Origin of the sequence: Pseudomonas sp. PNPG3, assembly GCF_023093815.1 — a bacterium.
Lineage (GTDB): Bacteria > Pseudomonadota > Gammaproteobacteria > Pseudomonadales > Pseudomonadaceae > Aquipseudomonas > Aquipseudomonas asiatica.
Genome location: NZ_JALLKV010000014.1, coordinates 56,853 through 70,955, shown reverse-complemented (window position 1 = coordinate 70,955; position 14,103 = coordinate 56,853). Strand labels below are relative to the sequence as shown.

Annotated in this window: 13 protein-coding genes; 11 read left to right on the top strand and 2 right to left on the bottom strand. The window is 63.0% G+C overall.

Annotated features, from left to right (window positions below; all coding sequences use genetic code 11):
* Positions 1–36 precede the first annotated feature (36 nt).
* From MJ643_RS12045 to MJ643_RS12000, 10 genes are all read left to right on the top strand, one after another.
* Entirely contained in the window at positions 37–1,503 is a 1,467-nt protein-coding gene (locus MJ643_RS12045; protein WP_047933672.1) for a GMC family oxidoreductase, read from the top strand.
* 105 nt (positions 1,504–1,608) lie between these two features.
* Complete coding sequence (locus MJ643_RS12040) at positions 1,609–2,226, top strand: acyltransferase (RefSeq protein ID WP_024087161.1); 618 nt, start codon at positions 1,609–1,611, stop codon at positions 2,224–2,226.
* Positions 2,219–3,175 (top strand): glycosyltransferase family 2 protein, encoded by a 957-nt coding sequence (locus MJ643_RS12035; RefSeq protein WP_039613634.1) that lies wholly within the window; start codon positions 2,219–2,221, stop codon positions 3,173–3,175. Before MJ643_RS12040 ends, MJ643_RS12035 begins: the two co-directional genes overlap by 8 nt.
* A gap of 8 nt (positions 3,176–3,183) precedes the next feature.
* Complete coding sequence (locus tag MJ643_RS12030) at positions 3,184–3,708, top strand: serine acetyltransferase (protein WP_013972705.1); 525 nt, start codon at positions 3,184–3,186, stop codon at positions 3,706–3,708.
* Positions 3,709–3,713: 5 nt separating this feature from the next.
* Entirely contained in the window at positions 3,714–4,691 is a 978-nt protein-coding gene (locus tag MJ643_RS12025; RefSeq protein ID WP_024087159.1) for a glycosyltransferase, read from the top strand.
* 9 nt (positions 4,692–4,700) lie between these two features.
* Positions 4,701–5,705, top strand: coding sequence for a VirK/YbjX family protein (locus MJ643_RS12020; protein ID WP_013972703.1), 1,005 nt, complete (start codon positions 4,701–4,703; stop codon positions 5,703–5,705).
* 60 nt (positions 5,706–5,765) lie between these two features.
* Entirely contained in the window at positions 5,766–6,968 is a 1,203-nt protein-coding gene (locus tag MJ643_RS12015; RefSeq protein WP_013972702.1) for a glycosyltransferase, read from the top strand.
* Positions 6,965–8,152: a glycosyltransferase family 2 protein gene (locus tag MJ643_RS12010; RefSeq protein WP_013972701.1), complete on the top strand. Its 1,188-nt coding sequence runs from the start codon at positions 6,965–6,967 to the stop codon at positions 8,150–8,152. The genes MJ643_RS12015 and MJ643_RS12010 overlap by 4 nt, the downstream gene beginning before the upstream one ends.
* Entirely contained in the window at positions 8,152–8,928 is a 777-nt protein-coding gene (locus MJ643_RS12005; protein WP_208209659.1) for a WecB/TagA/CpsF family glycosyltransferase, read from the top strand. The genes MJ643_RS12010 and MJ643_RS12005 overlap by 1 nt, the downstream gene beginning before the upstream one ends.
* A gap of 149 nt (positions 8,929–9,077) precedes the next feature.
* The gene (locus MJ643_RS12000) at positions 9,078–10,499 is read left to right on the top strand and encodes an undecaprenyl-phosphate glucose phosphotransferase (RefSeq protein WP_024087158.1); all 1,422 of its coding nucleotides are present in this window, start codon (positions 9,078–9,080) and stop codon (positions 10,497–10,499) included.
* A 170-nt stretch (positions 10,500–10,669) separates the two neighbouring features.
* Here the strand turns inward: MJ643_RS12000 and MJ643_RS11995 are convergent, their stop codons facing one another.
* Positions 10,670–11,611, bottom strand: a complete 942-nt coding sequence (locus MJ643_RS11995) for a LysR substrate-binding domain-containing protein (RefSeq protein ID WP_013972698.1) — start codon at positions 11,609–11,611, stop codon at positions 10,670–10,672.
* A gap of 146 nt (positions 11,612–11,757) precedes the next feature.
* Between MJ643_RS11995 and MJ643_RS11990 the strand changes: the two genes are divergently transcribed.
* A complete protein-coding gene (locus MJ643_RS11990; protein ID WP_013972697.1) occupies positions 11,758–13,134 on the top strand; it encodes an L-serine ammonia-lyase in 1,377 nt (458 codons plus the stop codon).
* Positions 13,135–13,292: 158 nt separating this feature from the next.
* Here the strand turns inward: MJ643_RS11990 and MJ643_RS11985 are convergent, their stop codons facing one another.
* Entirely contained in the window at positions 13,293–13,970 is a 678-nt protein-coding gene (locus tag MJ643_RS11985) for a DUF3313 domain-containing protein (RefSeq protein WP_024087157.1), read from the bottom strand.
* Positions 13,971–14,103 lie beyond the last annotated feature (133 nt).

The following is a 14,103-nucleotide window of genomic DNA, read 5'->3' as shown; positions in this document are numbered from 1 at the left end:
GGTACTGCCGTCCCGTTACTTCCGGAACGAGCACGCATGATCAGGGACTATCAGCAGCAGAAGGCGCTGCGCGACAGTTACGATGTCTGCATCATCGGCGCCGGCCCGGCCGGTATCACCCTGGGCCTGCGCCTGGCCGCCGCCGGCTGGAGCGTCCTGCTTGCCGAAGGTGGCGGGCGCGAGTACTCGGCGAACTCGCAAGCCTTGTACGCCTGTGCATCAACTGGCCTGGAGCTCTATGCCGGGGAAGCTCGCCTGCGTTATCTGGGCGGCACATCCAACCATTGGGCCGGCCGTTGCCGGCCGTTCAGCCCCTCGGACTTCGCAGTTCCCCCCATTGGCGGCTTGCCTGGCTGGCCCATTCCTTATTCGGAGATCGCAGGCTACCTGCCTGCTGCCATGGATATCGTCGACCTGCCGCCAGGGGCAAACTTTCGCGCGTTGAATGATGGCCTCGACGGCGGTGACTTCGAACCGGACCGCTTTTTGCTCAGCCCGCCAACGCGCTTTGCGCAGAAGTACGCCACGGCCCTGGAGCAGACCCAGGGCCTGGACGTATTCATCAACTGCAATTGCGTGAACTTGGAGTTCGACCAGGCCTCCGGTCACCTGGCTGCAGTCGTGCTTTCCGATTACGAGTGCAATCGCCAGCGCCTGGTTGCAAGAAACTTCGTACTCGCTACAGGTGCCATCGAGAATGCCCGGCAACTGCTCAACAGCGAGTCGTTGGCGGCGGCGGGGATAGTGAGCAAGGACGGGCTGGTCGGCGGGTGTTTCATGGAGCATCTGAACATTGACCTGGGCACCTTCATCCTCAACTCGGGGCTGGCCCCTGACCCGCGCGAGTACTACACCACCGATGCCTTCGTTGAGGAGTACAAGGCAGGCAAGGGCAACGTCAGGGCCGCCTTGCTGGCTGATGTGCAAACCTATGGTCGTACTGCCGAGGTGAAGCATTTTCTGGAGAACCTGGTCTGCGACATGGGAGTCGCCAGCAAGATTGCCTTCGTGGCCAAGTTCAACTGCCCCGGTGATGGCGTCATCAGCACCATGATCGAGCAGTTTCCCAACCTGCACAGCCGTATTTCGCTGCTGGAGGAGAAGGACGCACTGGGCGTGGCCAAGGTCAATGTCAACTGGGCCCTGACCGCTGATGACCGGCACACCATCAAGTGCATCGGAAGCGAGTTGGCCAAGCAGTGGGTTGCCATGGACCTGGGCTACATCAAGCTCAATGACTTCGTTTACGACACCTCGATACCGCTGAAGCTGTCGCCACATGCCCATCACATGGGTACCACGCGCATGGCGTCTTCGGCGCAGTTTGGTGTTGTCGATACCAACTGCAAGGTGTTCGGTACCGAAAATCTTTATGTCGCCGGCAGCAGCATCTTTGCCACGGGCGGCGCTTGCAATCCGACCATGCCGCTGCTGCAGTTTGCGGTACGCCTGGCCGACCACCTCGATGCCAGGCTGAGCGCGGCCAGCGACGCCGTGGGGTGATGCATGTTGTAAACGGGTTGAGTGCGCGACGGTCAGCACCCACAAGAACGAGACCGGATGCGCCTCAGGGACAGTCCAGATGGCTTTGATTGCGAGGCTGGCAGAATGAAGGGATGGATACGCAAGGCAGTGGCGCACTATGTCCATGCAACGGGGCGAGGAAGCTCCTTCTACAGGAGGTTCTGCAAGCCGTCAGGGCTTGAGTGGGGGGCATACCTTGCCCGTTGGGGCAACTTCCACTCGGTAGGCAGCAACTTCTATGTCAATACAGGCTGCAAGTTCCTCGACCCTTCGCTGGTTCGCATCGGCAACAGTGTGGGGCTGTCCGACTGCACCCTGATCGGTCATGACGGGGTGGTATTGCTGATCGAACATCGCTTCGGCAAGCACCTGGATTCGGTCGGTTTCATCGACATCAAGGACAACTGCTTCATCGGCCACGGTGCAATCGTCATGCCTCGCGTCACCATCGGGCCTGAGTCGATCGTGGCCGCCGGTGCCGTGGTGACCAAGGATGTGCCGCCGGGCACGGTGTTCGGTGGCAACCCTGCTGAGTTCATATGCACCACCGAGGCGTTGATCAAGCGGGTTGAGGCACGTTGCGAAGCCTACCCATGGATCGACCTGGTCAAGCAGCGCAATGGTGCCTACGACCCGCAACTGGAGCCGCAGCTGATGGCGCAAAGGCGCCAGTATTTCTTCGGGGACGGCAACAATGGCTAGCAAACCTGTGGACGTCATGGTGGTCAACTTCAACACGGCCGGGCTGCTGCAGCCGATGTTCGATGCACTGCGTCGGGCCGACAGCGAACGGCTGGCCAGCTACCTGGTGGTGGACAATGCCTCGGCCGATGACTCGCTGCAGCGCATGGCCGAGGTATGCCCGCAGGCGCTGCTGCTGAGCAACAAGCAGAACGTGGGGTTCGGCCGGGCCAACAACCAGTTGCTGGCGCACCTGAAGGGCAAGTACGCCTTGCTGCTGAACACCGACGCCTTTGTCGCCGCCGATTCACTGCAGAAAACCCTCGACTACATGGAAGCCCACCCGGAGTGCGGTGTGCTGGGGGTACGCCTGGAGGGACGCGACGGCGCCCTGCAGCCCAGTTGCCGCTACTTCCCCACACCGTTCAACGTGTTCGTCGGGCGAACCGGGTTGGGGCGTTTCTTCCCGGGCTTGAAAATGGTCGACGAAATGGATTGGGACCACGCTTCGGTCCGCGAGTGCGACTGGCTGCCTGGCTGCTTCTACCTGGTGCGCCGCGAAGTGCTCGACCAGGTGGGCCTGTTCGACCCGCGCTACTTTCTTTATTACGAGGAGGTCGACCACTGCAAGCGGGTGAAGGCGGCGGGCTGGAAGGTGGTGTTCTACCCGCATACCACGGTGGTGCACATCGGAGGGGAAAGCTCCAGATCGGTGGCCGAACTGGAGGCGGCCAGCCGGCAGATCTCGTCATACCAGATCGAAAGCGAGCTGCTGTACTTCCGCAAGCATCATGGGCTGGCGGGCCTTGCCCTGCACATGCTGCTGGTCACCTTGGGCGACCTGGTACTGGCACTCAAGGCGCTGTTGAAACGACGCGGTCGGGGCGCAATACAGGCCTGCTGGCGTCACTGCCGGGCGACCTGGTCTCTGTTGTTCAAGACCCGGTACGCCAGCCAACCGACAAGGTAGGTGGAGCCATGTTCGAGAATATACGTGCCGACCTGCGTGCCCATGGTGGCGACTGGGGCGCCCAGGGTTTCTGGGTATTGCTGGTGTACCGCTTCGGCCGCTGGCGCTATGGGGTGCGCCCGGCACTGCTGCGAAAACTGTTTTCGCTCATCTACAAGGTCCTGTTCAAGTTCGTGCAGATCATCACGGGTGTGGAGCTGCCGTGCGAGGTGGTGATCGGCCGCAACTTCGTCATCGACCATTTTGGCGGCATCGTAGTCAGCGGCTATGCCCGGTTTGGCGATGACTGCCGCATCCGCAACGGGGTAGTGGTGGGCCTGAAGAACGTCGATGAGCCGATTGCACCAGTGTTCGGCAACAACGTCGATATTGGCACCGGGGCCAAGGTGCTGGGAAGCATCCGTATCGGCAACGACGTGATCATCGGTGCCAACGCCGTGGTGCTGGTGGATGTGCCGGACAATTCGCTGGCGGTGGGGGTGCCGGCCATCATCAAGGCCAGGCAACCGGCCGCCACGGCGCCCGTCGAGTGAGGCCCATGGCGAGCGGCATCGGAGTGGTGGTGATTGGCCGCAACGAAGGCCTGCGCCTGGAGCGTTGCCTGCGTTCGCTGCTACAGGGTACGGACAAGATCATGTACGTCGACTCCGGCTCTACCGATGGTTCACCGCACCTGGCTCGCAGCCTGGGGGTAGAGGTATTGGCGCTGGACATGGACACCCCGTTCACTGCCGCACGCGCGCGCAACGAAGGCTTTCTCGCCTTGCAACGGCGGTTGCCGTCGCTGCAACGGGTGCAGTTCGTCGATGGCGATTGCGAGGTGGATGGCGGCTGGCTGGCCGCGGCGCAGGCGTTTCTCGACGACCACCCCGACGTGGCCGTGGTGTGTGGCCGCCGACGCGAGCGCTTCCCCCAGCGGTCGGTGTACAACCTGTTGTGTGACCTGGAGTGGGACACCCCCATTGGCGAGGCCAAGGCGTGTGGTGGCGATGCCCTGATGCGAGCAGATGCCTTTGCCGCCGTCGGCGGCTTTCGCCCCGAGCTGATTGCCGGAGAGGAGCCCGAGCTATGCGTGCGCCTGCGGGCAAAGGGCTGGAAAGTCTGGCGCCTGGACGCCGAGATGACCCTGCACGACGCCGGCATGACCCGTTTCAGCCAGTGGTGGCGGCGTAGCCTGCGCGCTGGCCACGCCTATGCCGAAGGGGCTTACCTGCATGGTCAGCCACCCGAGCGGCACTGGTTGCGCGAATCGCGCCGGGCTTGGCTGTGGGGTCTGGGCATCCCCGTGGTAATCGTGCTGGCCTGCCTGCTGCTGGGCGGCTGGGGCCTGCTGCTGCTGGCGGTCTACCCGCTGCAGGCCGTACGCCTGGCCCGCCGTGGTGGCAAGTCGGTGAGGGAGAACTGGCTACAGGCGGTGTTTCTGGTATTGGGCAAGTTCCCGGAAATGCTCGGGCAACTGAAGTTCCTGCGCCACCGCATCGCGGCCGGCAAATCGACGTTGATCGAGTACAAGTGAGAGAGGCCCATGATGCTCGGCACGATCGTCAAAAGCGTGTTTACCTTGCAACCGGGCTACTCGTTGCGGGCGCTGAACAACAAGTACAGGTTGGCGCTGCAGATTGCCAGGCAATGGCCTGAACTGAATGCCTTCCTGCAGCGCATGACGGCGGCGCTGGGCCAGCAAGGGCTGCAGCGGCTAGGGGTGGATTGCATCGGTGTCGTGCAGTGGCCTTACCTCAGCAAATGCTGGGAAGCCCCGCAGCGCCTGGAGGTGGTGGCTTCGCACTTCGAAGTGCTGGCCGGGCAGTTTCCGGCGCTGTTGCTGCTGGGGCGGGACGAAAGCCTGACGTTGTGCGAGCTGTCCAGCCATTCGCCGGGTTGTCGTCTGGTTTTGGACCGGCCGATCTGGTTCAAGCGCGAAGGCGAGTTGGTATTGAACCTGTTCCAGAGCGACCTGCGCGTGGCATCCCTGGCGTTCAGCCTGTGCCGCAGCCAGGGCGAGCTTTGCCTGTTCATCGGTGCCGTGCAGGGCATCCACAAGGGGATAGACAGCGAAACCTCACTGGCCATCTACCGCGACCTGACCAAGGACTTCGAAGGGCTGCGCCCGCGCAGCCTGCTGATCGAGGCATTGAAGTGCCTGGCCAGGACCCTGGGCGTGGCGCACCTGTATGCCGTCAGTGACGCCTGCCGCCACCATCGGCACGCGTATTTTGGCAACGACAAAGGCCACGACCTGGCGGCCAATTACGATGTGATCTGGCTGGAACACGGTGCTACTGCATCGAGCCATGCTGACTTCTTCGCCCTTCCGCTGGCTGCGGTACAGCGGGCGGAACAGGATATTCCGGCGAAGAAACGGGCAATGTACCGCCGCCGCCAGGTGCTGCTCGACGATGTTTTCTCCCGCTTGCAGGCCGTGTTGCCAGGCAGCGGTCACAACCTTGGACTACAAGGGGAACAGGGGGATGTATCTGACGAGATGGCATCGGCGGGGCCCCGGCCGCCGGTAGTCGACAGCCTGAAGTAATCGCCAGCCCTGCCGCGGCAGGTCTGAATGTTCACTACGCGGGTCTTGATCTGGATTTCTATGCGCATTGCTTACTTCATAAACCAGTACCCGAAGGTCAGCCACAGTTTCATCCGCCGCGAGATCCTGGCGCTGGAGCGCCAGGGGGTAGAGGTGCAGCGTATTGCCCTGCGCGGGTGGGACGCCGAGTTGCAGGATGCCGACGACGCGAGCGAACGGGCCAAGACCCGCTATGTGCTGCAGCGTGGCATCAAGGGGTTGCTGGCACCGGCCTGGCAAGTGCTGCGGGCACAGCCGCGCCGGTTCTTCCGGGCACTGCAGTTGGCCATGCGCGTTGGCTTGCGGGCCGACCGCGCCTGGCCCTACCACTTGGTCTACCTGGCCGAGGCCTGCCAGGTACTGCAATGGTTGCAGGCTGGCGAGGCAAGACATGTGCATGCACATTTCGGCACCAATTCCACCGAGGTGGTGATGCTGGCCAATGTGCTGGGCGGGCCGGCCTACAGCTTTACCGTGCACGGACCGGAGGAGTTCGACAAGCCGCAGTTTCTGCACATGGGCGAGAAGGTGCGGCGTGCCGCATTTGTCGCGGCGGTCAGCTCGTACGGGCGCAGCCAGTTGTTTCGCTGGGTGGCACACGACCACTGGGCCAAGGTGAAGGTGGTGCATTGCGGCCTCGAGCGCAGTTTCCATGAGGTGGCGCCAGTTGGCGTGCCCACGGCGCCGCGCCTGGTGTGCGTCGGCCGCCTGTGCGAACAGAAAGGCCAGCTGCTGCTGCTCGAGGCCGCGCGAGTACTGGCCGCCCGGTCGATCGCTTTCGAACTGGTGCTGGCCGGCGACGGTGAAATGCGTGGCCAGGTCGAGGCGTTGATCGCCCGGCATGGCTTGCAGCAGCAGGTGCGCATCACCGGCTGGATCAGCAGCGCACAGGTGCGCGAGGAAATCCTGGCGGCGCGTGCGCTGGTGCTGCCCAGCTTTGCCGAAGGTTTGCCGGTGGTGATCATGGAGGCGATGGCCTTGCGCAGGCCAGTGCTGACCACCTATGTGGCAGGCATTCCCGAGCTGGTGCGGCCGGGCGAAAACGGCTGGTTGTTCCCTGCCGGCGCCGTGGACGAGCTGGCAGCGGCCATGGCCGATTGCCTGGCACAACCTGCCGAAGTGCTGCAGCGCATGGGCGAGGCGGCACGCCAGCGTGTGCTGCAACGGCATGACATCGATACCGAGGCGGCCAGGCTGGCCAGCTATTTCAAGGCATCCGCATGATGAGTGTATTGGCTTGGATACTGGGCATGCTGGCGGCCATCGTCCTGTTGCCGGTGCTGCTGCTGTTGGTGCAGGTGCTGATGGCCTGCTTGCCTGCACGCGCGCAGCCGATGGGCAACACCGCCCGTCCGCAGGTGGCAGTGCTGGTGCCAGCTCACGACGAGGCTTCGATAATTGGTGCCACGCTGGCGAGCATTGCCCCGCAGTTGCGGCCTGGCGACCGCTTGCTGGTGGTGGCGGACAACTGCACTGACGACACCGCGCAACTGGCGCGCGAGGCGGGTGCCGAAGTGGTGGAGCGCCACGATGCACGGTTGCGCGGCAAGGGCTACGCCTTGGACTTTGGCGTGCGCCACCTGGCCGACCAGCCGCCCGAGGTGGTGATCGTGGTGGATGCCGACTGCCAGGTGGGCGAGGGGGCGATCGAGCGCCTGGCGCGGCGCTACCGCGAAGTCGCTCGCCCGGTGCAGGCGCTGTACCTGATGTACGCACCGGCAGGGGCTGGGTTGACAGTGCAGGTTGCCGAGTTCGCCTGGCGGGTCAAGAACCTGGTGCGCCCGCGTGGATGGGCGCGGCTGGACCTGCCATGCCAGTTGATGGGCGCCGGCATGGCATTCGGCTGGCGTGACCTGGCCTTGATCGACCTGGCCAACGGGCACCTGGTGGAGGATGTGAAGCTGGGCCTGGACCTGTGCCAGCAGGGCAAGCCGCCAGTGTTCTGCCCCGAGGCCGTAGTCAGCAGCCGGTTCCCTGCCAGCCAGCAAGGCCTGGGCAGCCAGCGCACCCGCTGGGAACATGGGCACCTGAGCCTGATGCTGGCCGATGCGCCCAAGCGTGCGCTGGCGGCAATCACCCAGCGTAACGGCAGCTTGCTGGCCATGACCCTGGACCTGCTGGTGCCGCCGCTGGCGTTGCTGGTGCTGGCCTTGCTCGGCCTAAACCTGGTGGCCTGGCTGGCGTACCTGCTGTTCGGCCTGGCGGCACCTGCGTGGATCGCCCTTTGCGCGCTGGCATTGCTCGGCCTTGCCGTCGCAGTGGCCTGGGCGCGTTTCTGTCGTGAACTGATCCCGTTCTCCGTGCTGCTGTACGCGCCGTTCTACGCCGCAAGGAAGCTCCCCTTGTATCTGCGGTTCCTGATCAAGCGACAGGTTGAATGGGTACGTTCGAAACGGGATGAAGACTGATGGCTCATTGGCAAGAACGCTGGAACACCCTTGTCGGCAAGCTCGAAGTGGTGCCGGATGCCACTGCCGCGCAGAGCCTGCTGGACAGGCTCAGCGTCCCGAAAGCCGCGACCGTGCTGGGCTTCGTCAATGCCCATGCAATGAACCTGGTGGTTCGTGATGGCGCCTGCCACCAAGCATTGTCGGCGGCCGACGTACTGCTGCGCGATGGTTCCGGCCTGGCGATCCTGTATCGCCGGCTGGGGCTTGAGCCAGGGCTCAACATGAATGGCACCGACTTCATTCCTCGGCTTCTGGCTGCCTACCGCGGGCGGCGAGTTGCGTTCTGGGGCACCCGACAGCCGTACCTGGACCAGGCCGTGCAACGAAGCACAGCCACGTTCGGGGTGGTACCGGTGTCGGTCCACGATGGCTTTGCCAGCGTCGATACCTACCTGCAACTGGCCAGGGAGTTGCAACCTGAGCTGATCGTGCTGGGCATGGGAATGCCCAGGCAGGAGGTTGTGGCCGCAAGGCTGGCGGCAGCTGGGGGGCCGTGCCTGATCGTGTGTGGCGGCGCGATCCTGGATTTTCTCGGCGGCAAGGTCAGCCGGGCGCCCGAGTGGTTGCGGCGGTTGGGTGGGGAGTGGCTATACCGGCTGTTGCGCGAGCCGAAGCGTTTGTTCATTCGTTATGTTGTGGGCAACCCGTTGTTCCTGGTGCGTACCCTGCTGTTCCGCTGCGACGGGGGACGGCCAGGCACACCGTATGAGCGTCAGAATCCGCCCGAGCGGTGATTCCGGGTACGCTGATGGCGGATGGCTGCTACAGTTTGATCAATGGCTTGCGGCTGCAGGATTTTGCTCCACGGGCTTTGCATGAGCCGTTGTCAAGGCTTGCTTGTTGGTGGAAGGCATTTGCTGCACGCAAATTGATGAGGTCTGAAATGGTCTTAGAGCCCAGAAGCAGTCGTTCCTTATTGCAGAGAAGAAGCAGCGTAAGTAACGCTATTCAGGCCGGCCTCGATGGAATTGCAGTCATCGGCATTGCCTGGTACCTGATCTACGACCAGTTTGGCTACATCACTTCCGATTACGTGATCATGCTGCTGTTGCTGGTTGGCGCACTGGCAGTCATCTACGATCACTATGCGATCTACCGTACCAACGTCGGGCTTTCCATCAAGGCTTTCCGGCTGTTCAAGGCCTGGTCGGCAACTTTTTGCTTCCTGGTGGTCATGGCCTTCCTGGCCAAACAGAGCGAAACCTATTCGCGACTGCTGGTCGTGCAGTTGTTCATCATTGGCTACATCGCCCAGTTGTTCCTGCACTTTGCCGTGCGCGAATTGCAAAAGCGCTTCACCGCCCATGCACGCCTGGACAACGCCCTGATCATTGGTGCCGGTGATCTGGCCAACTTCCTGTATCAGAAAATCAGCAACAACCCCTGGTTCGGCGAACGCGTGCTGGGTTGCGTGCTGATCGACAATGCCGATGAGCCGGGGCGCGAAAGTGCCGAAGGAAAGCAGCGCATGCCGGTGCTCGGGCATGTTGCCGAGCTCGACGATATCGTGGCCCGCCATGGCATTCGCACAGTGTACCTGGTGACCCCGCTGGGCGGTTCCGAGGTCATCAACGATGTGTATTTCAAGTTGCTCGACAAGTGCATCGCGGTGAACTGGGTACCGGATATCTTCTCGTTGCGCCTGATCAATCACAGTGTGCGGGAAATTGCCGGCATACCTGTGCTGACCTTGTCGGAAACACCGCTGACGGGCATGAGCCTGTTCTTGAAGAACCTCGAGGACAGGGTGTTGGCGGCGCTGATCCTGCTGCTGGCATCGCCGGTGTTGCTGGCCGTTGCGCTGGCCATCAAGCTCGATAGCCGCGGCCCGGTTTTCTTCCGTCAGGAGCGCACCGGCTGGACGGGGGAAGCGTTCCGTATCTGGAAGTTCAGGAGCATGCATGTCCACCAGCCGGAAGATGGCGTGGTGAAGCAGGCGCAGAGGGATGACCCACGGCTGACCCGGGTCGGCGCCTTTATCCGCCGCACCAGCCTCGATGAACTGCCGCAGTTGTTCAATGTGCTGACCGGGGAGATGTCGCTGGTAGGGCCGCGGCCGCATGCGTTGCAGCATGACACGTTGTATTCGCAGGACATCGTCGACTACTTCGCTCGCCACAATATCAAGCCTGGCATGACCGGCCTGGCGCAGGTACGTGGGTTCAGGGGCGAAACCAGGGATATCGAGCAGATGATCCAGCGGGTGGACTCGGACATCGAGTACATCAACAACTGGTCGCTGTGGCTGGATTTCGTCATCCTGGTGCGCACGTTGAATGCGTTTACCGGCAAGCAGGCCTACTGACGCACAAATCTCGCAAGCGCTCTGCGCACCCTGTGGGAGCGGGTTTACCCGCGAAGAATCCAACGCGGTGCATGGCACCGGCTGCGCCGGTGTTCGCGGCTAAAGCCGCTCCCACAGGGTCCCTGCCAATTCAATGAGTCATTTGCAGCGTGCAAGCGCAATTGGCTGGCCTAGTCTTTGTTCAGCGGGTGCAACTCCCTGAACCCCCGCGCTTCCTCCACCAGCCAGTCATGCACCGCCCGCGCCCCCGGCTGGTTCAGCCCGCCCGGTGGGTAATGCACTACATAGCGCTTGTGATTGGCGATAGGCACCCCGAACGGCACGATCAGTGCGCCGCGCTCCAGTTCGTCGTTGAGCAGCGTGCGTCGGGCGATCGCCACGCCAATGCCGGCAATCGCCGCCTCGATGGTCAGGTGGTTGCGGTTGAAGGTATGCCCGCGCCGCACATCCAGGCCGGCGGCGCCGATGCCCTCCAGGTAGAACTCCCATTCGGCATATTCCGAACTGCCGCGCCAGGCCGTAATGTCGTGCAGCAGCGGGTAGTGCACAAGATCTGCCGGCCCGTGCAGCGGCGGGCGCCCGCGCAGCAAGGTGGGGGAGCACACGGGGAAGATCTGCTCGTCCAGCAGTGGTGTCGAGAGCATGCCGGGGTAGCTGCCATCGTTCAGGTCGATGGCCAGGTCGAAATCGCCCGGTGTCAACGCCTGGGCACTGTCTTCGGCCACCAGACGCAACTCGATGTCCGGGTAGCGTTGTTGAAAACGCGGAAGGCGAGGCGTGAGCCATTTGGCCAGGAACGACGGGATCGAGCGCAGGCGCAAGGTGCCGCGGATCTCACCTGCATCCAGGCGCAGCAGTTCGGCTTCGATGCTGCCGTAGGCTTCGGTCACCGTCTGTGCCAGGCGTTGCCCTTCGGCGCTCAGTTCCACACCACGTGCCCGACGCAGGAACAGCTGGTAGCCCAGGCGTTCCTCCAACTGGCGCATCTGTTGGCTGACGGCGCCCGGGGTAATGTGCAGCTCTTCGGCACAGCGGGTGAAGGACAAGTGCCGGGCCGCACAGGCGAACACGTGTAGCCAGACGAACGTCTGGCCATTGAGTTGTCGTCGCATCGTTTAGTACCACTAAAGCCTTGCTTAGGAAGTTTCGTTGGTCATCCGTGAGCCAGCGCGGCAGTATCGCGCAAAATCGCAATATCGCTCAATTTCTCCAGATAACCGCGCTGCGGCTTCATACCCGGGCACGGTCAGGCATTAGCATGGCTATCAGTGTTTTCGACCTTTTCAAAATCGGCATCGGGCCGTCCAGTTCCCACACCGTCGGCCCGATGCGGGCGGCGGCTACCTTTGCCCAGGCCCTGCGCGAACAGGGGCTGCTGGCCCAGGCAAGCCGTGTCGAGGTGCGGTTGTACGGGTCGCTGTCGGCAACCGGGGTTGGCCATGCGACCGATCGCGCCTGCCTGCTCGGCCTGATGGGCCAGTGGCCGGACCGCATCGACCCGGCCACCATCGAGTCGCGCATTGGCCAGGTGATGCAGGAGCACTGCCTGATGCTCGATGGCAGCCACCCGCTGGCGTTCGAGTACAGCCGCGACATGCTGCTGCTCGACGAGAACCTGCCGTATCACCCCAATGCCATGAGCCTGGAAGCCATGGACGGGCAGGGCAGCCTGTTGCGCCAGACCTACTATTCGGTGGGCGGTGGTTTTATCGTCGAGCAAGCCGAGATCGACGCGCCAGCGCTCGAAGCGAACGCGGTGGTGCTGCCGTACGAGTTCGACAGCGCTGCGCAATTGCTGGCCTTGTGCAAGAGCCATGGCTTGAGTGTGGCGCAGCTGATGATGGCCAACGAATGCGCCTGGCGCCCTGAGGCCGAGGTACGCGAGGGCCTGCTGCGGATCTGGGGTGCCATGCGTGAATGCGTCGACAATGGCCTGCGTAATGAAGGCATCCTGCCGGGCGGGTTGCACGTCAAGCGCCGTGCGGCGCGGCTGCATCGCAGCCTGCAGGAGCTGGGCAAGCCCAACGTGATCGGCTCCACCCTCAGTGCCATGGAATGGGTCAACTTGTTCGCCCTTGCGGTGAATGAAGAGAATGCCGCCGGCGGGCGCATGGTCACAGCACCTACCAATGGTGCTGCCGGCATCATCCCGGCGGTGCTGCATTACTACATGAAGTTCAACCCGGGGGCGTGCGACGCGGACGTGGTGGACTTCCTGCTGGCGGCAGCGGCGGTCGGTATCCTGTGCAAGAAGAATGCGTCGATTTCCGGGGCCGAGGTTGGTTGCCAGGGCGAGGTAGGTTCGGCCTGTTCGATGGCCGCTGCCGGCCTTGCCCAGGTGCTGGGCGCTACGCCGCCGCAGCTGGAAAATGCCGCCGAGATTGCCCTGGAGCATAACCTTGGGCTGACCTGCGACCCTGTCGGCGGCTTGGTGCAGGTGCCGTGTATCGAGCGCAACGCGATTGCTGCGGTGAAAGCGATCAACGCCGTGCAGATGGCGTTGAGAGGGGATGGCGAGCACTTCATCTCGCTCGACCGGGTGATCCGCACCATGCGTGATACCGGGGCGGACATGCATGCCAACTACAAGGAGACTTCGCGCGGCGGCCTGGCCGTTGCCTTCGTCGAGTGCTGAGTCACCGCAACGGTCAGCGCGGTCTTGGGGGAGCGGCCTTGTGTCGCGAAAGGGCTGCGAAGCAGCCCCATTCATACGCCTGAGCTGAGATCCCGGGGCCGCTCTGCGGCCCTTTCGCGACACAAGGCCGCTCCCACAGGTTCCGTGTCCGGTCGGTATCAGCGGGCTTTCTGCTTCGCTTCCAGGAAGCTCGCGCGCATGTCCTTGGCCCAGCCATCCAGCACCGGCTTGACGTCATTCAGGGTCAGTTGCGTGGTCTTGTTCTCCAGATCCTGCCCCGTGCCCTTGCGCACGACCTGGGCCAGCACTTTCTGACTGGCACCATCGAGGAACGCAGCTTCCACGCCGACATCCACCTCTTGGTCACGGCCGCCCATGGCGGTGTTCACACCGGCTGAAATCAGCGCGATAGGGATGACCTCATAAGGCTTGAGACCCTCGTTGCTGGTGGACACCGCAGTGATGGCCGGGCGCACCACGATCACGCCCGGGCCGGGGCCCTTGGCCAGCGGTACCACGCTGCCCATTTCACGGCGCAGCGCTTCGTTGAAGTAGCGGGTGATTTCCTGCAGCGTCTGCGCCGAGATGACCGGCGTCGGCTGCGGCTTGGGGTAGAACTGGCTGGGCTCGATGAACACCTGGCTGTACTGGTTGACGTTGACCTTGGGGTCGATCCAGCGCATCACCGGGTCACCCGACGGGCTCTTGGCTTCCTGCAGCCGGCTGTAATCCTTGAGGAAGCCGGAGTAGTCCTTCGGGTCCACGCGATTGCTGGAGCAGGCGGCCATGGTTAGCAGTGCGGCGCACAACAGGGTAATGCGGGGCAATGATTTCATGATGAAGATGCATCCATGATAGGTCGGCCAGAACAACGCTAGCAGGTGCGGGGCAGTTGGCCAGTGGGTAGGTTCAATCGATTGTGAAATGGTAGAAAGTTGGAGGGGGTGGAAGGGTTTGTCTTGAGTTTTT

Coding starts and splice junctions, on each gene's coding strand:
- MJ643_RS12045 (WP_047933672.1), top strand. CDS start 37: ATGATCAGGGACTATCAGCAGCAGAAGGCGCTGCGCGACAGTTACGAT.
- MJ643_RS12040 (WP_024087161.1), top strand. CDS start 1,609: ATGAAGGGATGGATACGCAAGGCAGTGGCGCACTATGTCCATGCAACG.
- MJ643_RS12035 (WP_039613634.1), top strand. CDS start 2,219: ATGGCTAGCAAACCTGTGGACGTCATGGTGGTCAACTTCAACACGGCC.
- MJ643_RS12030 (WP_013972705.1), top strand. CDS start 3,184: ATGTTCGAGAATATACGTGCCGACCTGCGTGCCCATGGTGGCGACTGG.
- MJ643_RS12025 (WP_024087159.1), top strand. CDS start 3,714: ATGGCGAGCGGCATCGGAGTGGTGGTGATTGGCCGCAACGAAGGCCTG.
- MJ643_RS12020 (WP_013972703.1), top strand. CDS start 4,701: ATGATGCTCGGCACGATCGTCAAAAGCGTGTTTACCTTGCAACCGGGC.
- MJ643_RS12015 (WP_013972702.1), top strand. CDS start 5,766: ATGCGCATTGCTTACTTCATAAACCAGTACCCGAAGGTCAGCCACAGT.
- MJ643_RS12010 (WP_013972701.1), top strand. CDS start 6,965: ATGATGAGTGTATTGGCTTGGATACTGGGCATGCTGGCGGCCATCGTC.
- MJ643_RS12005 (WP_208209659.1), top strand. CDS start 8,152: ATGGCTCATTGGCAAGAACGCTGGAACACCCTTGTCGGCAAGCTCGAA.
- MJ643_RS12000 (WP_024087158.1), top strand. CDS start 9,078: ATGGTCTTAGAGCCCAGAAGCAGTCGTTCCTTATTGCAGAGAAGAAGC.
- MJ643_RS11995 (WP_013972698.1), bottom strand. CDS start 11,611: ATGCGACGACAACTCAATGGCCAGACGTTCGTCTGGCTACACGTGTTC.
- MJ643_RS11990 (WP_013972697.1), top strand. CDS start 11,758: ATGGCTATCAGTGTTTTCGACCTTTTCAAAATCGGCATCGGGCCGTCC.
- MJ643_RS11985 (WP_024087157.1), bottom strand. CDS start 13,970: ATGAAATCATTGCCCCGCATTACCCTGTTGTGCGCCGCACTGCTAACC.